Genomic DNA, 25,823 nt, shown 5'->3' on the forward strand with positions numbered 1-25,823 from the left:
TTTTCGACCTGATTTTTAGACATGAGGATGGTAGGCAAACAGCGCGGGCGCGCCACCTGTATGGACAAATAAAATTGGCCCTTCATCCTTAAAGCGTTTCTGTGCAATGCCGTCAATAAGCCCGGCCATCGCTTTACCGGTATAGACCGGATCAAGCAAAATACCCTCAAGGCGAGCCAGTAGCTTAACCGCTTCCATGCCCTCTTCGTTAGGCGTGCCATAACCCGGCGCAAAGTAGTCATCCCAGAGCACAATATCGGCCTTTGCCTTGAGCTCCAGTTGTTCCGCTACCGCCTGCTGCAAGGTGACCACTTTCGGTTTCTGGTCCGCGACGCTACGAGAGACCGTCACGCCAATCAGCTCAGCATCGGGCAACAACTGCTCCAGCCCCACCGCCAGCCCGGCATGCGTGCCCGCACTGCCTGAGGCCACCACGACGGATGAGAGGTTAACCGCGCCCTCGCACTGCTGAGCAATTTCCAGCGCGCTTTCCACATACCCCAGCGCACCCAGCGCGTTCGAGCCACCGACAGGAATAACGTAGGGACGAAAGCCCTGCGCTTCCAGACGTGTTGCCAGTTCATCAAGCTGTGCGGTCGGGTCGTTCAAGGCATCCACCATCTCAATCTGCACGTTAAAGAGATCTAACAGCAGACGGTTACCGTTGGTCAGATAGTTTTCTGCCCGCGTCCCAATCGGGTTTTCCAGCAAGGCCACGCAATGGAGCCCGAGTTTTGCTGCCACTGCCGCCGTCTGACGAACGTGGTTGGACTGAATAGCCCCGGCAGTAATGAGCGTATCCGCCCCTTCGCGCAGCGCATCAGCCGCCAGAAACTCCAGCTTGCGCAGTTTGTTGCCACCCATTGCCATTGGCGTCACGTCATCACGCTTAATAAAAATATCGCGTCCTAAATAATCAGAAAATCGCGGCAGATACTCCAGCGGAGTCGGTGCGCCGATAAACTCCAGGCGAGGAAAGCGCGTTAAATTCTGTAGTGACATGGGTTCTCCGGTAGCTCAGACAAAATGTGATATTTTTCATTATGCACGCAGACGCGTAAGAAATAAAAAAGGCGCTTTTAAAAGCGCCTTTTTTAACGTCAGAAACTTATTTCGTGACGTCTGCCCCGAACCACTTCTCAGAGAGTGCTTTCAGACTTCCGTCTTTCTGCATGTCAGCAATCGCGGTATCAATGGCTTTTACCAGGTCTTCGTTGCCTTTACGAACGGCCACACCTGATTCCTGACGAGAGAACGCATCACCCGCTACTGCCAGGGTATTATTGGTTTTCTTCACCAGATCCAGCGCCGCCAGGCGGTCAACCAGAATCGCGTCAATACGGCCCACGCGCAGGTCCTGGTATTTCGTCGGGTCATCATCATAGGTGCGGATATCCACGCCCTGAACGTTCTGGCGCAACCACTCTTCGTAGTTGGTTCCCAGACCCACACCGACTTTCTTCCCTTTCAGGTCTGCAGCGGTTTTGATGGTACCTTCGTTGCCTTTCTTCACCAGCGCCTGAATACCGGACACGGTGTACGGCGTAGAGAAGTCATACTTCTTCTTACGCTCGTCAGAAATGGTCACCTGGTTAATCACCACATCAATACGTTTGGAATCCAGCGACGCCAGCATACCGTCCCATTTGGTCGGTTTCAGGGACGCTTTAACGCCAAGGTGCTTCGCCAGTTCTTCTGCAAACTCCACTTCAAAACCGGTCAGCTTACCGTCATCGCCCTGGAAGCTGAACGGAGGATACGTTCCTTCCAGCCCGACCAGCAGCGTACCGCGCTCTTTTACTTTATTCAGCAGGTTTTCTGCGGCGAACGTTTTCACGCTCATGCCCGCAACCAGCGCAACGGCCATAACACCCATCAGCGCCTGACGACCCAGAAGTGCAAATTTCATAAATACCCCGATATAGTGGAATTTTTACGTAGTGTAGAGAAATCGCCTGCAACGTCAAAGGCGACTGCGCTACATCTTATTCTTTTTTAATATATATCAGAAGTTGTTCCGGCGAGCGCTTTCTGCTTCATAACACCCGGCATTTGCACCTTGTATTGTGCATACTTGCGCAGCGCAATACGGTAATTGTTGGTGCTGGTTGCAGGCAGCCACGGCTCCAGATTTTCATCCAGATAACCGGTCTTCAGCAGATCGCGGGAAATGTTGTTTACGGTCAGATGTTGCCCGAGGCGACGCAGGCGAACGACATATTCGCGAACGGTCCCATGGCTCATCTCCGTTTGTTCAAACAGGAACTGTTTGAAGCCGATAATATCGAAGAAGTCGCTTTGCTCTTTGCAGTGGAGATCGCCACAGAAACGGCAAAGCGCCACCCACTCTTTCTGTTCTTCGAGCCATGCTGATTCATCCATCAACGTGTCGAGACGAGAAATCGCGATCTTATTGACGATTTCGCCACGACGAACCAGCGTGATACGATCGAGTAACTTGTTACAGTGGGCGCAATGCGTCTGGCTGTGTTTAAAGTCTTTCAGGTAGCGGCTTAAAGGCCGTCTTTTAGATTGCTGCACCGTCATGATAACTCCTGGTTGTCAATACGTTGTGCGGCATTTCCCAGGTGAATTAATCACCTATAACTTACCCAGCTTTGTTCGTAAGCGTTTAATGGCCTGGCTGTGCAACTGGCTCACCCGCGATTCTCCCACCTCCAGAACAGCGCCAATCTCTTTGAGGTTTAGCTCTTCCTGGTAATAAAGGGTCAACACCAGTTGCTCGCGTTCCGGTAAAGCTTCAATCGCTTCCATTACGCGCTGGCGTAAATTGCCTTCCATTAAATGGTGTAACGGGTTTTCTTGCTGATGCTCATCCGTCACCAGCTCGATGCTATCGCCATGCTCTTCGCGCCACTCGTCATAAGAGAAGAGTTGGCTATTGTTGGTATCGAGCAACATCTGACGATACTCTTCAACAGCAATGCCAAGACGTTCCGCCACTTCAGTTTCCGTTGCGTTACGTCCCAGTTCCTGTTCCAGCTGCCCTATCGCATGCGCCACTTCGCGGGCGTTACGGCGAACACTGCGCGGCACCCAGTCGCGGCTGCGCAGTTCGTCCAGCATCGCACCACGAATACGCTGAACTGCGTAAGTCGTAAATGCCGTTCCTTGCAGAGCGTCGTATCGGTCAACTGCATTCAATAACCCGATACCGCCCGCCTGTAGCAGATCGTCCAGTTCCACGCTCGCCGGCAAGCGCACCTGGAGGCGCAATGCTTCGTGACGCACCAGCGGGACATAACGCTGCCACAGCGAGTGTTTATCCATTACACCTTCAGCGGTATAGAGTGAATTCACGATAAACAGCCCTGCGTTAGTTGAGTTATCGGCATGATTATCCGATTCTGCAGAGGTTTTAATCGGGTGAATAGTGGGTGAAATGAGGGGTTATTTGGAGACTAAAAAAATTTCAAGCACTGTTGAAGCGCCACCATGCACGAATCGTATGAACAAAAGGAAATTAACCTCGTTTTTCGATGCATAACTTTGCTCAAGCAACCGCGACAATAGACTTCATTTGCCTTAGGTGACGAGCATGAAAGCAGAATACACATCTTTAACTAAACTTTATGAATATATTGCAGATACTAATGCCAGAGTAATTTCGTTTGATTGCTTCGATACTCTTTTCTGGCGAAAAACGGCTTCGCCTATAGATGTTTTTACCGTCATTGACCCGTCAATAGATATTGTCAGTCGGGTACAAGCTGAGCAACGTGCACGCGCGAAAAAAATGCTTAATTGTGGTCACTCAGAGGTAAATCTAGCTGAAATATACAAGCAATTATTCCCATTAGACAATCCGATCATTCTTGATGAATATATTCAAAAAGAGATTGCCGCAGAAATAAAACATGGCTTTCTACATGCGCCAACCATAAATATATTGAAGCTTGCGAAAGAGAAAAAATATAAAACCATCATTGTCAGTGACACTTACTTTAATAAAACACAATTAAGGCATATTATAACATCGTTGTCACCTGAAGTTTCAGATTTAATTGATGATATCTATTGTTCCAGCGAACACGGTGTTGGAAAGACGACAGGACTATGGGGTAAAGTTTTAAATAAAGAAAAAATACCTGCTGCGCAGTTAATTCACATCGGTGATAATAAAGCAGCTGATTTTATTTCACCAAATAAATTGGGCATTGAAGCCATTCATTTTCGCCATACTCATAAGGAAATAAATAAAGTTTTTAGACAACGAGAGAGCGTAGCGACTCTCATCTTCCCTAAATTACGCAAGGAAGCACCTATCCCTAACTTGTGGCATGGTTGGTTTTCAGAAAATGTCGATGATGATACATCGCCACAAAAATTAATTGGCTGGAGTGTTCTCGGTCCAACGCTGCGTAGCTTTGCAAAGAAAATTTTTGAAGATTATAAAAAGAAAAATAATACAAAAGTTGCTTTTTTAATGCGGGATGGTTTTATGCCACGCTCAGCATTTAATATTTTATACCCGGAAATAGAAACGCATGATCTTAATATTTCTCGTTTGTGTTCTATTCGCGCAAGTTTCATATCAAAAGAAAGTGTTAGTGACCATCTCATTACTCTTTTTAATAATATAGATGATGACATTGCGAATCAATATGTTAATGATGAGACACTAAATTTAGTGTCCAAACACTTTGGTATTAATCAAAAAGAGATGATGCCACTTAAAAAAAATATTAACCAAGGAAGCTATAAAATCAATGAGCTAATAAAAATAATTCTCAGTGAAAATTATACACAGCATATTATTTATAATTCCAAGCAATATCGTAAAAAGCTAATTAAACACATTATAAACAGTACGGGAATTAAGGCTGGAGATCACTTATTATTAGTTGATTTAGGTTACGAAGGCACAACACAGAATTTATTGCAAACAATTTTACAAGAAGAGTTATCTATTAGTATTTCTGGTTGTTACATGATTGTTTCATATACCCCAGAATGGAAAAATAACCGAACGGGGATGGTGAACCCTGAGACTTTTGACTGCCGTACAATAAAAGCCTTGACAAACCATATTGCAATTTATGAATCCCTTTGCTCATCTCATAGGAATTCAACTGTAGATTATACTGACGAAGGTATTCCTGTAGGCGAAGAACCAAGCATCAGTCAGAAGCATCTATCTTTAATAAGAGAGATACAGAACGAAGCATTATATTTTATCGGTTCACCCGCTACCAATTTGGCATACGAAGCGGAGTATGAAATTACTTCCTCAATCATTGACTTATTCCGTTTTATTTATTTCCCAACAGAAAACGAAATACGCTGCTTCAGTAATATGAAATTCGATATCAATCTTGGCTCTGAACAGACTTCAACACTCTACAATCTAAGTAAACATAATTATCAGATGAAAAAATTCGGACCTTCTTTACTAACTGATAGTAATGCCAATATAAATATTACTAATACCCCAACAGAATTACGTTATGGTGGTATAGAACAATCTATCGCACTCCTAAGCAGTTATCGCTATGGGCTTACTTGGTCCTTAACCGATGCTTCCTACCGCAAGAAAATGGTTGATGTTCTTTATATTAACAACACTACTGTTGTTACAAAAAAATTAACCGCTATGTATACTCATGAAGGATGTTACTCTCTCTACATTCCTATAGTTACGGCAGAAATAGTAATGAAATTGAATGATAAGTATAATGGTATAGAACTGATCTCTGTATCCAGAATCAAAACAAATCTCGTATACAAAATATACAATGATTCTCAAATGCAAGAGCTAACTATAAATAATGATTGGTTTATAGATGGCGCTGATGTGGTAAAAGGTATAATCACAGGCCTTACCCCTACCTCGATTTTATACTTCAGACCTCGCAATTCCCGCAATGATGATGTTATTCATATTGTATATCGCCCCATTGGCGATAGCTGTGACGCGGAGATTGTAAATGGATGATTTTTTCTCCAATGGGCTTGTTTTAGCATTTAATAATGTACCTGTTGAAGTAGATGATAGTGTTTTTTTATTCTGGGAAACTCTGTCTTTAGAACTTCAAAAAAAACAAATGCATTTAATTGTTGCAACTACTACAGAACTACCTGATGCGTCTTTTTTTACAATCCCCATACACTATCACATTGCGGATTTATATCACCAAGATGCCAATAATATTGTTCTGCAAAATTCTAATTTTATTGCTACGGAGGATATTCTTAGCTCATTATCTACGCAATATCATTGTAGTCTATCTATTTCACATGAAATTGCTAATTGTGGCATAGCATTTTATAGTGAGTTGATCACCGCCATTAAGCCAGCAACTATAATTGGTTGGCAAAGTAATGATATAACAAATTGGATTCTACGTAATATTGCATTACAGAGAGGTATCCCTTTTTGGTCAATGGAGCGTGGATTCCTAAAAAATACATTGATGATGGATATTGGGGATAATTACCTTCAATCAGAATTATTAACAAGCTTGATGATAGAGAATTTATATGATAAATACGTGCCTGAACCTGAATTGTGGGAGAAACTAAAATCCATAGTACTTGATAAGCATAATCTTGTCGGAAAGTACCACTCAACTGCTTTTAAAGAAACTGTTCGATTCAAAGCAGAGTATGGTATTCCTGAAAAAAGCGCTATTATCGCGATATTCAATCATGGGCCTCTCGGACTTGCTGTTAAGCATAGTAATAGCCGATACCGTGCCATCAATAAACTGAAAACTGATGAAGTTAATGAAAAGATAAACGCGATAATCAAACAGTGCATCAAAAGAAAAATTTATATCACTTATCAGGAGCACCCGCTATCATTATATGATAATACAGGAATTAAATTACCTAATTCACCTTATATTATAAAAACAGAAGAGAAGGTAATGGTGCCAACTTACTGATTTAGTGTATGATGGTGTTTTTGAGGTGCTCCAGTGGCTTCTGTTTCTATCAGCTGTCCCTCCTGTTCAGCTACTGAAGGCGTGGTGCGTAACGGTAAAAGTACTGCCGGACATCAGCGCTATCTCTGCTCTCACTGCCGTAAAACATGGCAGCTACAGTTCACTTACACCGCTTCTCAACCCGGTACGCATCAGAAAATCATTGATATGGCCATGAATGGCGTCGGATGTCGCGCCAGTGCACGCATTATGGGCGTTGGCCTCAACACGATTTTACGACACTTAAAAACTCAGGCCGCAGTCGGTAAACTCACGCATACAACCGGGCAGTGACGTCATTGTTTGCGCGGAAATGGACGAACAGTGGGGTTACGTCGGCGCTAAATCACGCCAGCGCTGGTTGTTTTACGCGTATGACAGGATACGGAGGACGGTTGTGGCGCACGTATTCGGTGAACGCACGTTGGCCACGCTGGAGCGTCTTCTGGGCCTGCTGTCGGCCTTTGAGGTCGTGGTATGGATGACGGATGGCTGGCCGCTGTATGAATCACGCCTGAAGGGAGAACTGCACGTTATCAGCAAGCGATATACGCAGCGCATTGAGCGGCATAACCTGAATCTGAGGCAGCATCTGGCAAGGCTGGGCAGGAAGTCACTGTCGTTCTCAAAATCGGTGGAGCTGCATGACAAAGTCATCGGGCATTATCTGAACATAAAACACTATCAGTAAGTTGGAGTCATTACCAGAAGAGAATATACATACTCTTCTGAATGCTGCTGATTACTATCTTTTTACACAATCAACTATTCAGTACGAAGCAGCTTTTTATCAAAAACCTATGGGACTTCTTTCAAGAAGTGTTCTCGGTATACATGGAGGAGTCTATGAAAGTGATTGCTATGATGATATAGATGAATTTCTAAATGCTCTTATTACTGACAAGGACTACGAACTACACCAGCAGCGTTCGAAAAAATGGCTATCATTTATCTATCATTATTTTCTTATAAAAAATGATGATGAAAACAGAGGAAGTGAGAGTCAGCGTGTCAGCAATCTTTTAGCTCGCTATGGCCTTCCAGTAAATATAGAAATCATTTACTCCCTTGAAAAATTCATTGCGCGTTGGTGCAATCATTAAATCACCCAAAAGGAGCTTCTATTTTTGCTTGTTAATGTATTCAGAGATAAATATCCTGTAAATATTTTTAGTTCCCAATTACCTTTAGCTCGCAATATATTATCTCTTAACGTTTAATAACCAATCATAATGGTTCAGTTGTTGGTTGAAATTAAAGGTCACTTGGGGTGAGTGGCCTTTATATTACCACTCACCCCACACAAATAATATTTAACCTCGAATGCGTAACTTAATAAAATTACAAAAGTCATTACAATCCTTATTTTTAATAAATAAAATAAAGCATCACAATTTTAAATTAACATTACGAATCACTTGTGGCCAAAAATGGGCCACCAAGTTACGAAAACACTATTCCCTCTCTCACGCCGACCCCTTAAAATCACTATTTTATATTTACCTTGCTTAACCCACGTTATTCATGTAGCGTCCCAGACACCAGAACTTTTAATTCCTATTTCTTAAGTTTTTGATCACCTAACTACTCGTTAAACATCAGACTATTTTTGCCTTTCACATATCCCATTAAATCTGACACACTCATCTTCATTGGGTTTGACTTGCCCCCAGGATTTGAAAACATTCAGTTATTAATATCGGTTGGATCTTATTCGCACTTTCTGTTTCGCCAGCCCACTACAAATTTAGTTGAAGACTAAATAGCTGCACCTAATACCGCTACTCTTTTGCCAGCCCATGTTTTCCTCCCGGAAATGGGCTGGCGGTTTCCATAAGATACCGTACCTTTTTTCAGTAACTGCCACATCGACGGCACTGATGCTTACGCGTTTTCGTATCATGAAGTGCCTGCCATAACTGATCTACGTGGTTCACACACGTTGAGTAAACAGGTTGATAAATCACGCTGAGCTTCGGGTTCGCTTTCAGCCAGCACAGAGTCTCACGGCTTTTATGGATAATATAGTTATCCACGATTAGAGTGGTGGTTTCGGCTCGCCGGTATGTCACTTTGAGATGCTTTAATAGACTTAAAAATAACGAGGAGATTTTACAGCTGCCTCCAACGTAGCTGACTTTCCTCTGCCAGTAAGTAACGCCCCGGCCAGAAAGTATTTTTCATTCTGTCCCAGCGTAACGACTCGCTTTTGCTGGCCGCGAAGCTGCCAGTATGCGCCAATTTTGGGATTGAAATGAATATCCACTTCGTCTTCATAAAAAACCGGAAGTACTGTGCTTCATTCGCCCAGTGCTTTATGGATTGCTTTTTGCATCAGGCATCGTTCGTCACAGGGAATTGGTGCTATGATCGGCATCGCTCAGTCCGGTTGGTGGTTTGTTTCTTTTTGGCGATTGTTCAGATCGCACAATCCGGGCTGAGTTCCCTCAAAGTGATCTACAATTCCGCGCAGCTATTTAGCTGGGGATTATCTATATTCAATAATAAATATATTCCGGCATAGCCGGAGGTTTTTCATATGCGCCTGTAAGGCTCTGTTAGCAGCCGCGCCCTAACAGGCGCATCGCAATCTGATATTTGCATCTTTTGCATCTATGGATTACTTACGGCCTGTGAACGGGCTGCCCGGATACGAGATCGCTAACTGCTCTCCCATTTTATCCTCTTCCAACTGGTGCTTTATGTAGTCCTGTATCTTCGCCGTGTTCTTACCCACCGTATCGACATAGTATCCCCGGCACCAGAACTCCCTGTTTCTGTATTTGAATTTCAAATCGCCAAACTGCTCGTAAAGCATCAGGCTACTTTTACCTTTCAAGTACCCCATGAAGCCCGACACACTCATCTTCGGTGGGATCTCCAGAAGCATATGGATATGATCCACACAGCATTATGCTTCCAGAATATTCACGTTTTTCCCCTCATATAGCTTTCTTAAAATCGCTCCTATCGCTCTACGTTTCTCTCCGTAGAACGCCTGTCTGCGGTACTTTGGTGCAAAGACTATGTGATATTTACAGTTCCATCGGGTGTGCGCTAAGCTCTTTTCGTCCCCCATTGGGACCCCCTTTTGATTTTTTGTTTCTCTCTTGCAGTTGCCAGACCGCAGTTGTTTTAACAAATCAAAAGGTTTTTTTATAACTGACTCATAGCTGAAAGCTTTCCGGAACCCCCAGCCTAGCTGGGGGTTTTCAGTGCACAAAAAAGCCAACCTTTAGGTTGGCTTTTTGAATATAAGAACTAAAAATTTATTAACGCAGCAGAGACAGAACAGTCTGTGGAACCTGGTTTGCCTGAGAAAGAACAGAAGTACCAGCCTGCTGCAGGATCTGCGCGCGGGACATGTTGGAAACTTCAGTTGCGTAGTCAGCATCCTGGATACGGGACTGAGCAGCAGACAGGTTATTAGAGGTGTTGTTCAGGTTGTTGATTGCAGAAGTGAAACGGTTCTGCACCGCACCCAGGCCAGAACGTGCTTTATCAACTTTAGCGATAGCGGCATCGATAGTTGCCAGATCGGTAGACTTCATGGATTTAAGGTCGATGCTTTTCACAGCCAGAGTAGTAGAGTCCGCTTTAGCACCGCTCAGGTCAAGATCTATGGTGTCTTGGTCGTTTGCGCCAACCTGAATTTTAACCACACCAGAAGCACCTGCAGAACCGTCGAGCAGTTTGATACCGTTGAAGTCAGTTTTGCCCGCTACGCGATCGATTTCAGCCAGACGTGCTGTAACTTCATCCTGCAGAGAGGCCAGGTCAGATGTGCTGTTGGTACCGTTGCTTGCCTGAACAGCCAGCTCACGAACACGCTGCAAGTTGTTGTTGATTTCGTTCAGAGAACCTTCAGCAGTCTGCGCCATGGAGATACCGTCGTTGGCGTTACGTGCTGCCTGAGTCATACCTTTGATCTGAGCGGTCATGCGGTTTGCAATCGCCTGGCCAGCGGCATCGTCTTTCGCGCTGTTGATACGCAGACCTGAAGACAGACGCTCAATAGCAGTGCCCAGAGAAGACTGAGATTTGTTCAGGTTGTTCTGAGTGGTCAGGGACAACAGGTTAGTATTGATAACTGCCATAATTTTCTTTCCTTCAAAAATTGGGTTTTAGGTCCGGTGCCTAACACTCACAGCGTCTCTCACCGTCAATAAGGTTATCGACGGGTCCCCAAAAGACTTTAGAATCAATTTTGAAAAAATTATAATTAACTGATTTTTAAGGTGTTTATTTTTAAAAAAGCAATTAAGGTTCACTATCGACTTATTATTTACGGCTTTTTAGCGCAAGGAATAGACACACTTTTCAATGTGTTTTCAGCGCGCTGAAAATTACCCTAAAGTGCAATCCTTGCATTTACCCCACCGGGACCTGTCTATTCTTTGGATTATTTTTTTCTCACCATCGTAAACTTTTACGTTAAGAGGCCGATAAGAGTCCTGAACTACTTTCGTATTTTAAGGAAAATATGCATGGCTACTATCAGTAACCTCGGGATAGGTTCTGCAGGACTCGGGGATTTATATAATCAGTTGGATGCAGCAGAAAGAACCAAGCTGACGACGATTACTTCCCAGCAATCAACGTATAACGCACAGTTAAGCGCTTACGGCAAACTGCAGAGCGCCATGACATCGCTGCAGACTGCCACCGCTGCGCTGGGTAAAGCAACCACCTGGAACTCCACGTCTGTTAGCAGCACGAACACGGCCTTTACAGCCACAACGACCGCTGACGCATCCGTGGGTTCTTTTGTTGTCAACGTCAACCAGGTCGCGAAGGCACAGGCTCTCACCACGGGCTCCTATGCAAACAACACGGATCTGCTGGGCGATACGACAGGTACGACACGTAAAATCACTATCACCCAGCCGGGTACGAAGACACCTTTAGAGGTGAACCTGGCGGATGGCGATACCTCTCTGGCAGGGATCGCGAGCGCCATTAATAAAGCGAACGGCAACGTCACCGCCAGCGTGATTAAAGCGAAAGACGGCGATTACCGCCTGATGCTGTCATCGAAAACCACCGGTACGGATGGGGCGATGACGGTTAGCGTTACGGGTGACGCCAAACTGCAAAGCGCAATTGGCTACGATTCAACCACCAAAACGGGCGCACTGACGGTAAATACCGATGCGCAAAACGCGATTGTGGTGGTGAACAACATCTCGATTGAGCGCCAGTCGAATACCATCACCGATGCGCTGCCAGGTATGACCTTCTCGCTGAAGGCAGAAAGCAAGGCCGACGAGACACTTGAGGTGAGTCGCGCAACAGATGCTAACCAGAAAGCCATCGCTGACTGGGTAACCGCATATAACTCACTGCAGTCCACCATTAACAGCCTGACGAAATATGTTCCTGTCGACGCAGGTTCAGGAAGCCAGTCCACCAGTAACGGTGCGCTCGTTGGCGACGCGAACGTGCGTGGCATTCAGTCTCAGCTGCGCGGCCTGCTGACTGAAGTGCAGAGCGGTTCCGTTCAGATCATGGCTCAACTGGGCATTACCCAGGATCCGGTAAAAGGGTCTGACGGTACGGTCGGTAACCTGAAAATTGATACCGATAAACTGAAAAAAGCGCTCACCGACAACCCTACCGCCGTACAGCAGTACTTTGTGGGCGACGGGAAAACCACCGGTATGGCCACCCAGATGAGTAAAACGCTGGATACCATGCTCAGCACCAGCACCGGTAGCGCAGGTGTGATCCAGAACGCAAAAGACGGGATCAATAAGACGCTGAAAACGCTGGGTGAACGTTACGATGCGATGGAAGCCACTATTGATGCCACCATGGCGCGTTACAAAACGCAGTTCACCAGCCTGGACGTATTAGTCACCAAAATGACCAGTACAGCCAACTATCTGACCCAACAGTTCTCACAAAAGTAGTCGTAGCCTTCAGGAGTGGATATGTATAAGACCTCTGGTGTTCAATCCTATCAGCAGATAGGTGTAGAAAGTGCAGTCATGAATGCCAGTCCACACCAACTGATTGTCATGCTGTTTGACGGGGCGCATAGCGCCCTCGTCCGCGCGCGTTTGTTCATGGAAGCCGGGCAAATTCGTGAAAAAGGTGAGGCTTTATCTAAAGCCATCAACATCATCGACAATGGTTTAAAAGCAGGACTGAACATGGAGGTTGAGAGCGAGTTGTCCGGTAATCTTGCCTCCTTGTACGAATATATGGTTCGACGTTTGTTACTGGCGAATGTCAGTAACGACGTAGACGCAATTGTTGAAGTCGAGGGTTTATTAAACAACATTGCGGATGCGTGGAAGCAAATTGGCCCCAATGCGTCCTCTATTTCAGGATAATTTTAATGAATAATCCCAGCGCAGCGCTTAGCCACTGGCAGGCGTTACATGCTCAGAGCATTGCTATGCTAAATCTCGCACATTCTGGTCAATGGGATGCGCTTATTGAGCAGGAAATGCATTACGTTCAACTGGTGGAAAAGATTTCGCAAACACCCATCATGTCATGCCCTCCGGCTCAGGTTGAGCAAGCGCGTGCGCTGCTGGAAATGATCCTTGAGAATGAGAATACGCTAAAGGCGCTGCTGAAAGTCCGGATGGACGAACTGCGCAGTCTCATTGATCAAACCGGTAAACAGCAATCCATCACATCTACCTATGGAAAGCTGTCAGGGAATATTCTTTATCCAGAAAGTTTGACCCGCGACACACAATTATGATTTCTTCATCCATACTCCAGAAGTCAGCCAAACGGCTTCTGGAGCACGGACGATGAAAAACCCCACCCTGTTACAATGTTTTCACTGGTACTACCCTGCTGGCGGTGAATTGTGGCGAGAGGTCACGGCATTAGCCCCCAATCTTAACGAAATCGGCATCAATATGATCTGGCTGCCACCCGCTTATAAAGGCGCGTCTGGTGGGTATTCGGTTGGGTATGATTCTTACGACTTATTCGATCTCGGTGAGTTTGACCAGAAAGGCAGCATCGCCACCAAATACGGCGAAAAAGCACAGTTGCTGGAAGCCATTGACGCGCTTAAAAGCAACGACATTGCGGTGCTGCTGGATGTTGTGGTGAATCATAAAATGGGGGCAGATGAGAAAGAGTCTGTCCGCGTTCAGCGTGTAAACGAACAGGACCGCACGCAAATTGATGACGAGGTCATCGAGTGTGAAGCCTGGACACGTTACACCTTCCCTGTCCGCGCCGGGCAATATTCGCAGTTTATCTGGGATTACAAATGTTTCAGCGGCGTCGACCATATTGAAAACCCTGCTGAAGACGGCATCTTTAAAATCGTCAACGACTACACCGGCGAAGGCTGGAACGATCAGGTTGATGATGAAATGGGTAACTTCGATTATCTGATGGGCGAAAATATCGACTTTCGCAATCACGCCGTCACGGAAGAGATCAAATACTGGGCCCGCTGGGTCATGGAACAGACGCGCTGCGACGGTTTTCGTCTGGACGCCGTTAAACATATTCCCGCCTGGTTTTACAAAGAGTGGATTGAACACGTACAGGAAGTCGCGGACCAGCCGCTGTTTATCGTGGCGGAATACTGGTCCCACGAAGTGGATAAGCTCCAGGCCTATATTGACCAGGTCGAGGGTAAAACGATGCTGTTTGACGCCCCCCTGCAGATGAAATTCCACGAAGCGTCACGCCAGGGACGGGATTACGACATGAGCCAAATCTTCACCGGTACGCTGGTGGAAGCCGATCCGTTTCATGCGGTAACCCTTGTGGCTAACCACGACACCCAACCTTTGCAGGCCCTGGAGGCACCGGTCGAAGCCTGGTTTAAACCCCTGGCTTATGCGTTGATCTTGCTACGGGAAAATGGTGTGCCGAGCGTCTTTTATCCCGATCTCTTCGGTGCCAGTTATGACGATACGGGGGGCGACGGTGAAATGTACCATATAGACATGCCGGTCATTGAGCAGCTCCACGAATTGATCCTTGCTCGTCAGCGCTTTGCCCACGGCGTGTAGACGCTCTTTTTTGACCATCCTAACTGTATCGCCTTCAGCCGCAGCGGTACCGAGGACGATCCCGGCTGTGTGGTCGTGTTGTCAAATGGTGACGATGGAGAGAAAGTGATTTGTCTTGGGGAAAATTACGGTAATAAAACGTGGCGTGATTTTCTCGGCAATCGCGAAGAGACCATCACCACGGCCGCGGATGGCGAAGGGACGTTTACCTGTAAAGGCGGGAGCGTCAGCATTTGGGTAATAGAGGAAGCGCTGTAAAAACAATGCCGGGTAAGCGTCAGCGCCACCCGGCAAAAAAGGTTAAGGCGCCTTGCTCTCCAGCGGATTTTTGCTCAGGTAATCAGCGCACTCAACCGTTGGGCGGTCGACTTTTTGCAGCTCCAGTCCGTCGTACTCAAGCGTTAAACCATCACGTTCCAGCGGATAGATATCCAGCTTGCGGGTTACGTTGTAATAACTGTCTGAACGCAGCATGATTTTACCCGGCACGGCAATCACGCGCTGCCACTGACGGCAGTCAAGCGTATCGCCCTCTTCCGTCACCACCAGCGTGGCAATCGCCTCCGGGCTGACCATTTTGCTCTGCGGCCCTTTTGACTGCCAGTATCCCGCCAGTTCCGCCGGAACAGGATGCTTGATCACTTCTTTATAGTTATCGACCTGAACGCACCCGGTCAGTGCCAGCAGCGCACCAGCAATTGCTATTTTTTTCATCACCTTTCCTGCATTCGAAGAAAAAAATATTGTGGCATTAAAGCGCTAAGGCTGCCAGCGAAGATCGACAGGTCTTAAACCTGCATCCCCATGACTTCCTGGTAAGCCGACACCAGCTTGTTACGCACCTGGATCCCCATCTGCAGGGACACCGAAGCTTTTTGCAAATCGGTCATCACATCATTCAGGGCCACACCCGGTTCACCAAGGGTGAACTTCTCTGCCTGGGTCCGTGCGGCGGTCTGGGTATCGCTGATACGGTCAAGAGCGGCATGCAGTTGCCCTGCAAAGCTGATGTTCGGCTGTTGTTCTGCCACATTCTGATTACGGGCCGTCATCGCCGTTGCCTGCAACTGACTGATTACCCCTTCAATACCCTGTATAGCCATGACTCTCCCCTGGATGGTTTTTTACGCGGTCAAGACTAACAGCTTGTCAATAAGATAATGGCGGTAAATAGCGTGAAAAAACCAGGTTATTTGACGCATAGAAAATCACGAATCATCAAATAATGGCAGGGCCATCAATATGGAACTTTTGTCGTGTTTGCCGACCCGGGAGTCAGTTTTGTTTCTCTACACGAATAACGTAAACCACCAGGATTTAAGAGGTGCGCAATGAGTGCAACAGCATCGACAGCGCCACAAAATAAATCACTCGAGTGGATGAACCGCCTTCGCGCGAATCCTAAAATCCCGTTGATCGTGGCAGGCGCTGCCGCAATTGCGATCCTTGTAGCGATGGTCCTGTGGGCGAAAAGCCCTGATTACCGGACGCTCTACAGTAACCTTTCCGATCAGGATGGCGGTGCCATCGTCACCCAGCTTACCCAGATGAACATCCCTTATCGCTTTGCCGATAACGGGGGGGCGCTTGAGGTTCCTGCGGATAAGGTGCACGAACTGCGTCTGCGTCTGGCGCAGCAGGGGCTGCCGAAGGGCGGCGCGGTCGGTTTTGAACTGCTGGATCAGGAAAAATTCGGTATCAGCCAGTTCAGCGAGCAGGTGAACTACCAGCGTGCCCTGGAAGGCGAACTGGCTCGTACCATTGAAACGTTAGGCCCGGTGAAAAGTGCCCGAGTGCACCTGGCGATGCCTAAACCTTCCTTATTTGTCCGCGAACAGAAATCCCCTTCCGCCTCCGTGACCGTGAATCTCGAACCTGGCCGCGCGCTGGATGAAGGGCAAATTAGCGCTGTGACGCATCTCGTCTCCAGCGCTGTCGCCGGTCTGCCGCCGGGTAACGTGACGCTGGTCGACCAGAGTGGTCATCTGCTGACGCAATCCAATACCGCCGGTCGCGATCTGAATGACGCGCAGCTGAAATATGCCGCCGATGTAGAAAACCGTCTCCAGCGTCGTATTGAAGCGATCCTCGGCCCGGTCGTGGGTAACAGTAACGTGCACGCGCAGGTTACCGCGCAGATTGACTTCGCTAATAAAGAACAAACTGAAGAACAGTACAGCCCGAACGGTGATGCCGCTCAGGCGGTGATGCGTTCTCGCCAGATTAACTCCAGCGAACAGTCTGGTGGTGCGTACCCTGGCGGTGTTCCTGGTGCGCTGTCTAACCAGCCTGCCCCTGCTAACGCAGCACCTATTTCTACACCTCCGGCAAACCAGCAGAACGGTCAGCAAAATAACCAGCAGACTACGTCAACGGCCAATAATGCCGGTCCGCATACCAGCAGTCGTAACGAAACCACGAACTACGAAGTGGATCGGACGATTCGCCACACTAAACTGAACGTGGGCGATATTCAGCGTCTTTCTGTTGCGGTAGTGGTGAACTACAAGACGCTTCCAAATGGCAAACCGCTGGCGCTGACAGCCGAGCAGATGAAGCAGATTGAAAACCTGACCCGTGAAGCAATGGGTTACTCCGAGAAGCGTGGCGATAGCCTCAACGTGGTGAACTCACCGTTCAACGCGGTGGATGAGACCGGCGGTGAACTGCCGTTCTGGCAACAGCAGGCGTTTATCGATCAGCTGATGTCCGCGGGACGCTGGCTGCTGGTGCTGATTGTCGCGTGGCTGCTGTGGCGTAAAGGCGTTCGTCCGCAGCTCCAGCGTCGAGCTGAAGCCGAGAAAGCCGCTCGCGAACAGATGAGCGCGCGTCAGGAAGTGGAAGAAGCGGTTGAAGTACGCCTCAGCAAAGATGAACAAATGCAGCAACGCCGTGCTAACCAGCGCATGGGCGCTGAGGTCATGAGCCAGCGCATTCGCGAAATGTCAGATAACGATCCGCGCGTCGTGGCGCTGGTCATCCGCCAGTGGATGGGTAACGAACATGAGTAATACGCTTACAGGCACCGATAAAAGCGTCATCCTGTTGATGACCATTGGCGAAGATCGCGCGGCAGAGGTGTTTAAACACCTCTCCCAGCGAGAAGTGCAAATTCTCAGTGCGGCCATGGCCAACGTGCGTCAAATCTCCAATAAACAGCTGACCGAAGTGCTGTCGGAATTTGAGCAGGAAGCCGAACAGTTTGCCGCGCTCAACGTCAACGCCAACGACTACCTGCGCTCCGTGCTGGTCAAGGCGCTGGGCGAAGAGCGTGCCGCCAGCCTGCTGGAAGATATTCTGGAAACGCGCGATACCGCCAGCGGTATCGAAACGCTCAACTTTATGGAACCGCAGAGTGCCGCCGACCTTATTCGCGACGAGCACCCGCAGATTATTGCCACCATCCTTGTCCACCTCAAACGTGGTCAGGCGGCCGATATTCTGGCGCTGTTCGAAGAGCGTCTGCGCCACGATGTGATGCTGCGTATCGCGACCTTCGGCGGCGTGCAGCCAGCCGCACTGGCGGAGCTGACAGAAGTACTGAACAACCTGCTCGACGGTCAGAACCTCAAGCGCAGCAAAATGGGCGGCGTGAGAACGGCGGCGGAAATCATCAACCTGATGAAAACCCAGCAGGAAGAGGCGGTTATTACCGCAGTACGCGAATTCGACGGCGAGCTGGCACAGAAAATTATCGACGAGATGTTCCTGTTCGAAAACCTGGTCGAAGTGGACGATCGCAGCATCCAGCGCCTGCTCCAGGAAGTGGACTCCGAGTCGCTGCTTATCGCCCTCAAAGGTGCCGAGCAGCCACTGCGCGAGAAGTTCCTGCGCAACATGTCTCAGCGTGCGGCAGATATCCTGCGCGACGACCTTGCCAACCGTGGCCCGGTACGTCTGTCTCAGGTGGAAAACGAACAGAAAGCGATCCTGCTTATTGTTCGTCGTCTGGCGGAAACCGGCGAGATGGTGATTGGCAGCGGAGACGACACCTATGTCTAATGAGATGCCGTGGAAGCGCTGGACACCGGACGATCTGGCACCTCCCCTCTCCGAATTCACACCAGCGGTGGTATCGCCCGTGGAGCTCGACCCGGACGCTGAGCAGCCCGAACTGAGTGAAGAGGAGCAACAAGCACAGATGCTGGCTCAGCTGCAAATGCAGGCACACGAGCAAGGTTATAATGCCGGTCTGAACGAAGGCCGGCAGAAGGGCCACGAGCAAGGGTATCAGGAAGGTCTGGCGAAAGGGTTAGAGCACGGTATTGATCAGGCGCGTCAGCAGCAGGCGCCGATCCATGCCCGCATGCAGCAGCTGGTCAGCGAGTTCCAGCACACGCTGGATGCGCTGGACAGCGTGATTGCATCACGACTAATGCAGATGGCGCTGGAAGCCGCGCGTCAGGTTATCGGCCAGACGCCGGTGGTGGATAACACTGCGCTGATCAAACAAATTCAGGGGCTGCTGCAACAAGAGCCGCTGTTCAGCGGGAAGCCTCAGCTACGCGTTCACCCGGACGACCTGCAGCGCGTGGAAGAGAGCCTGGGGGCGACGCTAAACCTGCACGGCTGGCGTCTGCGCGGCGACCCGTCGTTACATCACGGCGGCTGCAAAGTCTCTGCCGATGAAGGTGACCTGGATGCCAGCGTGGCTACCCGCTGGCAGGAACTGTGTCGCCTTGCGGCACCGGGAGTCGTCTGATGACCGCACGCCTCACCCGCTGGCTCACCACGCTCGACAACTTTGAGACAAAGATGGCGCAACTGCCATCTGTTCGTCGTTATGGGCGACTGACGCGCGCCACCGGGCTGGTACTGGAGGCCACCGGCCTGCAGCTTCCGCTGGGTGCGACCTGCGTCATTGAGCGTCAGGATGGTCTGGAAACGCGCGAAGTCGAAAGCGAAGTGGTCGGTTTTAACGGCCAGCGTCTGTTTCTGATGCCGCTTGAAGAGGTGGAAGGCATTCTTCCCGGCGCACGCGTATACGCCAAAAACATTATCGGTGATGGACTGCAGAGCGGGAAACAGCTGCCGCTTGGCCCTGCCCTGCTGGGCCGCGTGCTGGACGGCAGCGGTAAACCGCTTGACGGTCTGCCTTCACCGGACACCACGGAAACCGGCGCACTCATTACTCAGCCCTTTAACCCCCTGCAACGAACGCCTATTGAGCATGTGCTGGATACCGGCGTGCGTCCGATCAACGCCCTGCTGACTGTAGGCCGTGGACAACGTATGGGCCTGTTCGCCGGGTCTGGCGTGGGGAAATCCGTGCTGCTCGGCATGATGGCACGCTACACTCAAGCCGATGTTATCGTCGTGGGTCTGATCGGCGAGCGTGGGCGTGAAGTTAAAGACTTTATCGAAAACATTCTGGGGGCGGAAGGTCGCGCCCGCTCGGTGGTTATCGCCGCACCGGCAGATGTCTCGCCGTTATTGCGTATGCAGGGTGCAGCGTATGCCACCCGTATCGCCGAAGATTTCCGTGACCGCGGCAAGCACGTGCTGCTGATCATGGATTCCCTGACCCGTTACGCGATGGCACAGCGTGAAATCGCGCTGGCTATTGGTGAGCCTCCGGCGACCAAAGGCTACCCGCCTTCGGTATTCGCCAAGCTCCCTGCTCTGGTAGAACGTGCAGGGAACGGCATCAGCGGCGGCGGCTCCATTACCGCGTTCTATACGGTACTGACCGAGGGAGATGATCAGCAAGACCCGATTGCCGATTCCGCGCGTGCGATCCTTGACGGTCACATTGTGCTGTCGCGTCGTCTGGCCGAAGCCGGGCACTATCCGGCCATTGATATTGAAGCCTCTATCAGCCGCGCAATGACGGCGCTGATAACCGAGAAACACTACGCCCGCGTGCGTAATTTCAAACAACTCCTCTCCAGCTTCCAGCGTAACCGCGATCTGGTCAGCGTGGGGGCGTATGCCAAAGGCAGCGACCCGATGCTCGACAAAGCGATTAACCTGTGGCCGCAGCTGGAGGCGTTTTTGCAACAAGGCATTTTTGAACGTGCCGACTGGGAAGATTCAATTCAGGCACTGGAGCTGATTTTCCCGCAGGTGTAACACAGGTGGAGGGCGAAGGTTATGGCGCAAAACAGCGCGTTATCAACGCTGAAAGATCTGGCTGAAAAAGAAGTTGATGATGCCGCATTGCAGCTTGGCGCAATGCGACGCGGGTGCCAGCAGGCTGAAGAACAGTTGAAGATGTTAATCGACTATCAGCATGAATATCGCACCAACCTCAATACCGATATGACACAGGGCATTGGCAGTCAGCGCTGGATTAACTATCAGCAGTTTATCCAGACGCTGGAGAAGGCGATAGAGCAGCATCGCCAGCAGCTTAACCAGTGGACCCAGAAAGTGGATACCGCGCTGAATTTCTGGCGCGAGAAAAAACAGCGGCTGCAGGCCTGGCAAACCTTACAGGATCGGCAGATTGCAGCCTCGACCCTGGCGGAAAACCGTCTGGATCAGAAAAAAATGGATGAGTTTGCCCAGCGCGCATCAATGAGGAAACCGGAATGATCACACTGCAACAACTGCTGATGAGCGACAGCGACCTGTCAGGCGGCACGCTGACAGGGAAAGGCACTGACGGTGCGCAAGATTTTCTCTCTCTGCTGGCGGGCGCCCTGACGGATGCAACCGGCAAAGGCAAGGATGCGCCACTGACCCTGGCTGACCTGAAAGCGGCTGGCAGTAAGCTGTCAAAAGTCGCTCAGGACGCCAGGGGCGATACCACGCTGCAGGCTAAAATTGCGGACCTGCTCTCGCGTCAGGGTGCGCTGAATGGCGATGAAGCACCCTCAACCACACCGCTGGAAACGCTGGTTTCCGGGCTGACACCGCTGTCAAAGGGAGATGCCCTGAAGACACTGAATACTGCCAGCAAAGATGACAGCAAAAGCGAACTGAGCGAAGAAGAACTGGCAGGATTAAGTGCGCTGATGGCGATGCTCCCCCACCAGCAGACCAGCACTGCTCACGCGACAGGCACTGACGGTATTACCGCGAAGTCTGTTCTGAGTTCAGCGACGCTTGCACAGAATGGCGCGGGACAATCGTCCCAGAACACCCCGCTGGCAGGCCATGATAAAGCCCAGCTTTCTGCGTCGTATCAGAGTCAGGGCAAACACAGCGACCCTGTTCTGCCTGACAACGCGCCCGCGACACCGGCTGTAACCGCTGCCGTGGAGAAACAAGAACTCGCCAGCGCGTCGTCTTCAACATCGCCGACCGCAACCCTGGCGCCAGTGATGTCCAGCCACGCGACCAGCCAGCCGGCCGCCACCGTTGCCACTGCGCCGGTGTTAAGCCAGCCTCTGGGAACTCACGAATGGCAGCAATCCCTGAGCCAGCACATCACGCTGTTCACTAAGCAGGGACAACAGACAGCGGAGCTGCGTCTGCACCCGGAAGATCTGGGTCAGGTGCAAATTTCGCTTAAACTGGATGATAACCAGGCGCAACTGCAGATGGTCTCGGCGCACAGCCACGTGCGTGCAGCACTGGAAGCAGCCCTGCCGGTACTACGGACATCGCTGGCTGAGAACGGTATTCAGCTTGCGCAGAGCAGCGTCAGCAGTGAGAGCTTTGCCGGGCAGCAGCAGTCCTTCTCCCAGCAGCAACAGCAGGCTTCGCGTTCCGGTAATACCGGCGGCTTTAATGAAGAGAGTGATGAGATACTGCCTACCCCTGCCGCCCTGCAATCTGCAGCACGTGGCAACAGCGCCGTAGACATCTTCGCCTAAACGCCAGAGGTAACGTGATTATCCCCGTCTTTTCCACGCTTTGACGTCGGCAGGACACGGGATAATCACCTTATTAAGCTGTACCGAAACAGGAAGCTCGTATCAGATGACTGACTCCGCTATCACCAAAAAAAGTAAGCGTTCCATCTGGATCCCGCTGCTGGTGTTGATCACGCTCGCCGCCTGCGCCACCGCGGGCTATAGTTACTGGCGTATGCAGCAGGAACCTTCGACCGCTGCGGCCAAAGCCGAACCAGCACCACCGCCGGCACCGGTATTTTTCCCTCTCGATACCTTCACCGTGAATCTCGGTGATGCGGATCGTGTGCTGTATGTCGGTATTACGCTGCGCCTGAAGGATGAGGCCACGCGTGCGCGCCTGAATGATTATCTTCCTGAAGTGCGTAGCCGCCTTCTGCTGCTGTTCTCTCGTCAGGATGCTTCGACGCTGGCCACCGATGTCGGCAAGCAAAAGCTGGTCGACGCCATTAAACAAACGCTGGCGACCCCGCTGGTAAACGGCCAACCTAAGCAGGAAGTCACTGACGTTCTGTATACAGCCTTCATTCTGCGGTAACGACATGGGCGACAGTATTCTTTCTCAGGCAGAAATCGATGCGCTGCTTAACGGCGACAGCGATAAGAGTGATGATCCGCAACCGGGTCTTGGCGGCGATAGCGATATTCGCCCCTATGACCCGAATACCCAGCGTCGCGTGGTACGTGAACGTCTGCAGGCGCTGGAGATCATTAACGAACGTTTTGCACGTCAGTTCCGTATGGGGCTGTTTAACCTGCTGCGTCGTAGCCCGGACATCACGGTCGGTGCGATCCGTATTCAGCCGTATCATGAGTTTGCCCGCAACCTGCCGGTGCCAACCAACCTTAACCTGATTCATCTGAAGCCGCTGCGCGGCACTGGACTGGTGGTGTTTTCGCCAAGCCTGGTGTTCATTGCGGTGGATAACCTGTTCGGCGGCGACGGGCGTTTCCCGACCAAAGTAGAAGGTCGTGAATTTACCCACACCGAGCAGCGCGTGATTAACCGTATGCTGAAGCTGGCGCTGGAATCTTACAGCGACGCGTGGAAAGCCATTAACCCACTGGACGTGGAGTATGTACGTTCTGAGATGCAGGTGAAATTTACCAATATCACCACCTCTCCAAACGATATCGTCGTCAACACGCCGTTCCATGTAGAAATCGGTAACCTGACCGGGGAATTCAACATTTGCCTGCCGTTCAGCATGATCGAACCGCTGCGCGAACTGCTGGTTAACCCCCCGCTGGAGAACTCACGCAACGAAGACCAGAACTGGCGTGAAAACCTGGTACGTCAGGTTCAGCGTTCGCAGCTTGAGCTGATCGCGAGTTTTGCCGATATCCCGCTGCGGTTATCCCAGATACTGAAATTACAACCCGGCGATGTCCTGCCGATAGAAAAACCCGACCGCATTATTGCCCATGTGGATGGTGTCCCGGTGCTGACAAGCCAGTACGGCACACTTAACGGTCAGTATGCGTTACGCGTTGAGCACTTGATCAACCCGATATTGAATTCGCTGAATGAGGAACAGCCCAAATGAGTGACATGAACAATCCGTCCGATGAAAACAGCGGAGCACTGGACGATCTGTGGGCTGACGCGTTAAACGAGCAACAATCCACCCCGAGTAAAAGCGCGGCGGATGCGGTATTCCAGCAGCTTGGTGGGGGTGATGTCAGCGGCACGCTGCAGGACATCGACCTGATTATGGACATCCCTGTTAAGCTGACCGTGGAACTGGGACGTACCCGTATGACCATTAAAGAACTGCTGCGCCTGACGCAGGGTTCCGTGGTGGCGCTGGACGGTCTGGCCGGTGAGCCGCTGGATATTCTGATCAACGGTTATCTGATTGCCCAGGGTGAAGTGGTGGTGGTTGCCGATAAATACGGCGTTCGCATCACCGACATCATTACCCCATCAGAACGTATGCGTCGTCTGAGCCGTTAAGCATGAAAACTCAGGCAACAATATCACAACCTTCTGCCGTCCCCGGCTCACCTCTGCTCCAGGTGAGCGGGGCGTTGTTCGGTATTATTGCCTTTATTCTTATCGCCGCATGGCTGGCGAAACGCGTTGGTCTGGCGGGTAAAACCGCCGGTACCCGCGGTCTGAAGGTCAGCGCCAGCACCACACTGGGGCCACGGGAACGCGTGGTCATTGTCGATGTGGAAGATGCGCGTTTGGTTCTGGGCGTCACTGCCTCAAACATCAACGTATTACATAAACTGCCGCCCGCTCCTGTTCTGGTGGACGAGCGCGCAGACGCCCCTGCGGATTTCCAGTCCGTTATGAAGAGTTTGCTTAAGCGTTCCGGGAGATCCTGATGCGCCGTTTGTTATCCCTTACGCTTGCGGGCGTGGGTCTGTTTGCTCCCGCGGTTTATGCGCAACTGCCTGGTCTGGTCTCAACGCCCCTCGCTGGCGGCGGCCAAAGCTGGTCGCTCCCGGTTCAGACACTGGTTTTTATCACCTCGCTGACGTTTATTCCGGCCATCCTGCTGATGATGACCAGCTTCACCCGCATCATCATCGTCTTTGGCCTGCTGCGAAACGCGCTAGGAACCCCTTCCGCACCGCCAAACCAGGTTCTGCTGGGGCTGGCGCTGTTTTTGACCTTTTTCATTATGTCGCCGGTGATCGATAAGATTTACACCGACGCCTACCAGCCGTTCAGCGAAGACAAAATCTCCATGCAGGAGGCGCTGGATAAAGGCGCTCAGCCGTTACGGGAATTTATGCTGCGCCAGACGCGTGAAGCGGATCTGGCGCTTTTTGCTCGCCTGTCCAACACCGGTGAGCTTCAGGGACCGGAAGCAGTTCCGATACGTATTCTGCTGCCCGCCTATGTCACCAGCGAGCTGAAAACCGCGTTTCAGATTGGCTTTACCATTTTTATTCCGTTCCTGATTATCGACCTGGTGATCGCCAGCGTGCTGATGGCGCTGGGTATGATGATGGTTCCTCCCGCCACCATTGCCCTGCCCTTTAAGATCATGCTCTTCGTGCTGGTCGATGGCTGGCAGCTGCTGGTCAGTTCTCTGGCCCAGAGTTTCTACAGTTAAGGA

Annotated in this window: 25 protein-coding genes and 3 pseudogenes; 19 read left to right on the plus strand and 9 right to left on the minus strand. The window is 50.2% G+C overall.

Annotated elements, in window-relative coordinates; all coding sequences use genetic code 11:
- Positions 1-15: 15 nt before the first annotated feature.
- The 4 genes from dcyD to ACLHV8_RS13565 form a co-directional block, all read right to left on the minus strand.
- Positions 16-1,002: a D-cysteine desulfhydrase gene (gene dcyD / locus ACLHV8_RS13550; protein ID WP_208595304.1), complete on the minus strand. Its 987-nt coding sequence runs from the start codon at positions 1,000-1,002 to the stop codon at positions 16-18.
- A 106-nt stretch (positions 1,003-1,108) separates the two neighbouring features.
- On the minus strand, positions 1,109-1,909 hold the full coding sequence (gene tcyJ / locus ACLHV8_RS13555; RefSeq protein WP_028019578.1) for a cystine ABC transporter substrate-binding protein: 801 nt from the start codon (positions 1,907-1,909) through the stop codon (positions 1,109-1,111).
- Positions 1,910-1,995: 86 nt separating this feature from the next.
- A complete protein-coding gene (gene fliZ, locus ACLHV8_RS13560) occupies positions 1,996-2,547 on the minus strand; it encodes a flagella biosynthesis regulatory protein FliZ (RefSeq protein WP_028019579.1) in 552 nt (183 codons plus the stop codon).
- A gap of 54 nt (positions 2,548-2,601) precedes the next feature.
- Positions 2,602-3,321: an RNA polymerase sigma factor FliA gene (locus ACLHV8_RS13565; RefSeq protein WP_028019580.1), complete on the minus strand. Its 720-nt coding sequence runs from the start codon at positions 3,319-3,321 to the stop codon at positions 2,602-2,604.
- A gap of 238 nt (positions 3,322-3,559) precedes the next feature.
- Here ACLHV8_RS13565 and ACLHV8_RS13570 point away from each other — a divergent pair, with 238 nt between their 5' ends.
- From ACLHV8_RS13570 to ACLHV8_RS13585, 4 genes are all read left to right on the plus strand, one after another.
- Positions 3,560-5,956, plus strand: a complete 2,397-nt coding sequence (locus tag ACLHV8_RS13570) for a hypothetical protein (RefSeq protein WP_208595303.1) — start codon at positions 3,560-3,562, stop codon at positions 5,954-5,956.
- Entirely contained in the window at positions 5,949-6,908 is a 960-nt protein-coding gene (locus tag ACLHV8_RS13575; RefSeq protein WP_208595302.1) for a hypothetical protein, read from the plus strand. The genes ACLHV8_RS13570 and ACLHV8_RS13575 overlap by 8 nt, the downstream gene beginning before the upstream one ends.
- 33 nt (positions 6,909-6,941) lie before the next feature.
- A protein-coding gene (locus ACLHV8_RS13580; protein WP_174491968.1) for an IS1 family transposase occupies positions 6,942-7,638 on the plus strand; the annotation gives its coding sequence in 2 pieces (ribosomal slippage) (positions 6,942-7,195 and positions 7,194-7,638; 699 coding nt in all).
- A 1-nt stretch (position 7,639) separates the two neighbouring features.
- The gene (locus ACLHV8_RS13585) at positions 7,640-8,050 is read left to right on the plus strand and encodes a hypothetical protein (protein WP_208595341.1); all 411 of its coding nucleotides are present in this window, start codon (positions 7,640-7,642) and stop codon (positions 8,048-8,050) included.
- Positions 8,051-8,728: 678 nt separating this feature from the next.
- On the opposite strand, the pseudogene ACLHV8_RS13590 reads toward ACLHV8_RS13585, so the two are convergent.
- From ACLHV8_RS13590 to ACLHV8_RS13600, 3 genes and pseudogenes are all read right to left on the minus strand, one after another.
- Positions 8,729-9,270 (minus strand): annotated as a pseudogene (locus ACLHV8_RS13590) (transposase); the annotation flags it as partial.
- Between the two features lie 297 nt (positions 9,271-9,567).
- A pseudogene (gene tnpA, locus ACLHV8_RS13595) lies at positions 9,568-10,026 on the minus strand (IS200/IS605 family transposase).
- 193 nt (positions 10,027-10,219) lie between these two features.
- The gene (locus ACLHV8_RS13600) at positions 10,220-11,044 is read right to left on the minus strand and encodes a flagellin (RefSeq protein WP_128348959.1); all 825 of its coding nucleotides are present in this window, start codon (positions 11,042-11,044) and stop codon (positions 10,220-10,222) included.
- 390 nt (positions 11,045-11,434) lie between these two features.
- Between ACLHV8_RS13600 and fliD the strand changes: the two genes are divergently transcribed.
- The 4 genes and pseudogenes from fliD to amyA all read left to right on the plus strand — a co-directional run bounded on the left by fliD (position 11,435) and on the right by amyA (position 15,205).
- The gene (gene fliD / locus ACLHV8_RS13605) at positions 11,435-12,859 is read left to right on the plus strand and encodes a flagellar filament capping protein FliD (RefSeq protein WP_244250038.1); all 1,425 of its coding nucleotides are present in this window, start codon (positions 11,435-11,437) and stop codon (positions 12,857-12,859) included.
- Between the two features lie 21 nt (positions 12,860-12,880).
- A complete protein-coding gene (fliS, locus tag ACLHV8_RS13610) occupies positions 12,881-13,285 on the plus strand; it encodes a flagellar export chaperone FliS (protein WP_023312296.1) in 405 nt (134 codons plus the stop codon).
- Positions 13,286-13,290: 5 nt separating this feature from the next.
- Complete coding sequence (gene fliT, locus ACLHV8_RS13615; protein WP_128348961.1) at positions 13,291-13,665, plus strand: flagella biosynthesis regulatory protein FliT; 375 nt, start codon at positions 13,291-13,293, stop codon at positions 13,663-13,665.
- 52 nt (positions 13,666-13,717) lie between these two features.
- Positions 13,718-15,205, plus strand: a pseudogene (gene amyA / locus ACLHV8_RS13620) (alpha-amylase).
- Between the two features lie 42 nt (positions 15,206-15,247).
- Here amyA and yedD read toward each other — a convergent pair.
- Together yedD and fliE are read right to left on the minus strand one after the other, a co-directional pair.
- Positions 15,248-15,661, minus strand: a complete 414-nt coding sequence (gene yedD / locus ACLHV8_RS13625) for a lipoprotein YedD (protein WP_108089646.1) — start codon at positions 15,659-15,661, stop codon at positions 15,248-15,250.
- A gap of 74 nt (positions 15,662-15,735) precedes the next feature.
- Positions 15,736-16,050 carry a flagellar hook-basal body complex protein FliE gene (gene fliE, locus ACLHV8_RS13630; protein ID WP_208594337.1) on the minus strand — a complete coding sequence of 105 codons (315 nt, stop codon included), beginning with the start codon at positions 16,048-16,050 and terminating at the stop codon, positions 15,736-15,738.
- 228 nt (positions 16,051-16,278) lie between these two features.
- Here fliE and fliF point away from each other — a divergent pair, with 228 nt between their 5' ends.
- The 11 genes from fliF to fliP all read left to right on the plus strand — a co-directional run bounded on the left by fliF (position 16,279) and on the right by fliP (position 25,820).
- Positions 16,279-17,958: a flagellar basal-body MS-ring/collar protein FliF gene (fliF, locus tag ACLHV8_RS13635; protein ID WP_208594336.1), complete on the plus strand. Its 1,680-nt coding sequence runs from the start codon at positions 16,279-16,281 to the stop codon at positions 17,956-17,958.
- A complete protein-coding gene (gene fliG, locus ACLHV8_RS13640; RefSeq protein ID WP_008500327.1) occupies positions 17,951-18,949 on the plus strand; it encodes a flagellar motor switch protein FliG in 999 nt (332 codons plus the stop codon). Before fliF ends, fliG begins: the two co-directional genes overlap by 8 nt.
- Entirely contained in the window at positions 18,942-19,649 is a 708-nt protein-coding gene (gene fliH, locus ACLHV8_RS13645; protein WP_028019589.1) for a flagellar assembly protein FliH, read from the plus strand. Before fliG ends, fliH begins: the two co-directional genes overlap by 8 nt.
- Entirely contained in the window at positions 19,649-21,019 is a 1,371-nt protein-coding gene (fliI, locus tag ACLHV8_RS13650; protein ID WP_028019590.1) for a flagellar protein export ATPase FliI, read from the plus strand. The genes fliH and fliI overlap by 1 nt, the downstream gene beginning before the upstream one ends.
- 21 nt (positions 21,020-21,040) lie before the next feature.
- Positions 21,041-21,484 (plus strand): flagellar export protein FliJ, encoded by a 444-nt coding sequence (gene fliJ / locus ACLHV8_RS13655; RefSeq protein WP_006811155.1) that lies wholly within the window; start codon positions 21,041-21,043, stop codon positions 21,482-21,484.
- Positions 21,481-22,710, plus strand: coding sequence for a flagellar hook length control protein FliK (gene fliK / locus ACLHV8_RS13660; protein ID WP_208594335.1), 1,230 nt, complete (start codon positions 21,481-21,483; stop codon positions 22,708-22,710). Before fliJ ends, fliK begins: the two co-directional genes overlap by 4 nt.
- 106 nt (positions 22,711-22,816) lie before the next feature.
- On the plus strand, positions 22,817-23,287 hold the full coding sequence (gene fliL, locus ACLHV8_RS13665) for a flagellar basal body-associated protein FliL (RefSeq protein WP_028019592.1): 471 nt from the start codon (positions 22,817-22,819) through the stop codon (positions 23,285-23,287).
- Between the two features lie 4 nt (positions 23,288-23,291).
- Positions 23,292-24,296 (plus strand): flagellar motor switch protein FliM, encoded by a 1,005-nt coding sequence (fliM, locus tag ACLHV8_RS13670; protein ID WP_208594334.1) that lies wholly within the window; start codon positions 23,292-23,294, stop codon positions 24,294-24,296.
- A complete protein-coding gene (gene fliN, locus ACLHV8_RS13675; protein ID WP_028019594.1) occupies positions 24,293-24,706 on the plus strand; it encodes a flagellar motor switch protein FliN in 414 nt (137 codons plus the stop codon). Before fliM ends, fliN begins: the two co-directional genes overlap by 4 nt.
- A gap of 2 nt (positions 24,707-24,708) precedes the next feature.
- Entirely contained in the window at positions 24,709-25,083 is a 375-nt protein-coding gene (fliO, locus tag ACLHV8_RS13680) for a flagellar biosynthetic protein FliO (protein WP_028019595.1), read from the plus strand.
- Positions 25,083-25,820 (plus strand): flagellar type III secretion system pore protein FliP, encoded by a 738-nt coding sequence (gene fliP, locus ACLHV8_RS13685; protein WP_208594333.1) that lies wholly within the window; start codon positions 25,083-25,085, stop codon positions 25,818-25,820. Before fliO ends, fliP begins: the two co-directional genes overlap by 1 nt.
- Positions 25,821-25,823: the final 3 nt, after the last annotated feature.

It is taken from the genome of Enterobacter sp. CPE_E863 (genome assembly GCF_046521465.1).
Classification (GTDB): Bacteria; Pseudomonadota; Gammaproteobacteria; order Enterobacterales; family Enterobacteriaceae; genus Enterobacter; species Enterobacter adelaidei.

What these genes read in the sequence shown, in the direction of transcription:
- dcyD (WP_208595304.1), bottom strand. Translation starts at nt 1,002, where the DNA reads ATGTCACTACAGAATTTAACGCGCTTTCCTCGCCTGGAGTTTATCGGC.
- tcyJ (WP_028019578.1), bottom strand. Translation starts at nt 1,909, where the DNA reads ATGAAATTTGCACTTCTGGGTCGTCAGGCGCTGATGGGTGTTATGGCC.
- fliZ (WP_028019579.1), bottom strand. Translation starts at nt 2,547, where the DNA reads ATGACGGTGCAGCAATCTAAAAGACGGCCTTTAAGCCGCTACCTGAAA.
- ACLHV8_RS13570 (WP_208595303.1), top strand. Translation starts at nt 3,560, where the DNA reads ATGAAAGCAGAATACACATCTTTAACTAAACTTTATGAATATATTGCA.
- ACLHV8_RS13575 (WP_208595302.1), top strand. Translation starts at nt 5,949, where the DNA reads ATGGATGATTTTTTCTCCAATGGGCTTGTTTTAGCATTTAATAATGTA.
- ACLHV8_RS13600 (WP_128348959.1), bottom strand. Translation starts at nt 11,044, where the DNA reads ATGGCAGTTATCAATACTAACCTGTTGTCCCTGACCACTCAGAACAAC.
- fliD (WP_244250038.1), top strand. Translation starts at nt 11,435, where the DNA reads ATGGCTACTATCAGTAACCTCGGGATAGGTTCTGCAGGACTCGGGGAT.
- fliS (WP_023312296.1), top strand. Translation starts at nt 12,881, where the DNA reads ATGTATAAGACCTCTGGTGTTCAATCCTATCAGCAGATAGGTGTAGAA.
- fliT (WP_128348961.1), top strand. Translation starts at nt 13,291, where the DNA reads ATGAATAATCCCAGCGCAGCGCTTAGCCACTGGCAGGCGTTACATGCT.
- yedD (WP_108089646.1), bottom strand. Translation starts at nt 15,661, where the DNA reads ATGAAAAAAATAGCAATTGCTGGTGCGCTGCTGGCACTGACCGGGTGC.
- fliE (WP_208594337.1), bottom strand. Translation starts at nt 16,050, where the DNA reads ATGGCTATACAGGGTATTGAAGGGGTAATCAGTCAGTTGCAGGCAACG.
- fliF (WP_208594336.1), top strand. Translation starts at nt 16,279, where the DNA reads ATGAGTGCAACAGCATCGACAGCGCCACAAAATAAATCACTCGAGTGG.
- fliG (WP_008500327.1), top strand. Translation starts at nt 17,951, where the DNA reads ATGAGTAATACGCTTACAGGCACCGATAAAAGCGTCATCCTGTTGATG.
- fliH (WP_028019589.1), top strand. Translation starts at nt 18,942, where the DNA reads ATGTCTAATGAGATGCCGTGGAAGCGCTGGACACCGGACGATCTGGCA.
- fliI (WP_028019590.1), top strand. Translation starts at nt 19,649, where the DNA reads ATGACCGCACGCCTCACCCGCTGGCTCACCACGCTCGACAACTTTGAG.
- fliJ (WP_006811155.1), top strand. Translation starts at nt 21,041, where the DNA reads ATGGCGCAAAACAGCGCGTTATCAACGCTGAAAGATCTGGCTGAAAAA.
- fliK (WP_208594335.1), top strand. Translation starts at nt 21,481, where the DNA reads ATGATCACACTGCAACAACTGCTGATGAGCGACAGCGACCTGTCAGGC.
- fliL (WP_028019592.1), top strand. Translation starts at nt 22,817, where the DNA reads ATGACTGACTCCGCTATCACCAAAAAAAGTAAGCGTTCCATCTGGATC.
- fliM (WP_208594334.1), top strand. Translation starts at nt 23,292, where the DNA reads ATGGGCGACAGTATTCTTTCTCAGGCAGAAATCGATGCGCTGCTTAAC.
- fliN (WP_028019594.1), top strand. Translation starts at nt 24,293, where the DNA reads ATGAGTGACATGAACAATCCGTCCGATGAAAACAGCGGAGCACTGGAC.
- fliO (WP_028019595.1), top strand. Translation starts at nt 24,709, where the DNA reads ATGAAAACTCAGGCAACAATATCACAACCTTCTGCCGTCCCCGGCTCA.
- fliP (WP_208594333.1), top strand. Translation starts at nt 25,083, where the DNA reads ATGCGCCGTTTGTTATCCCTTACGCTTGCGGGCGTGGGTCTGTTTGCT.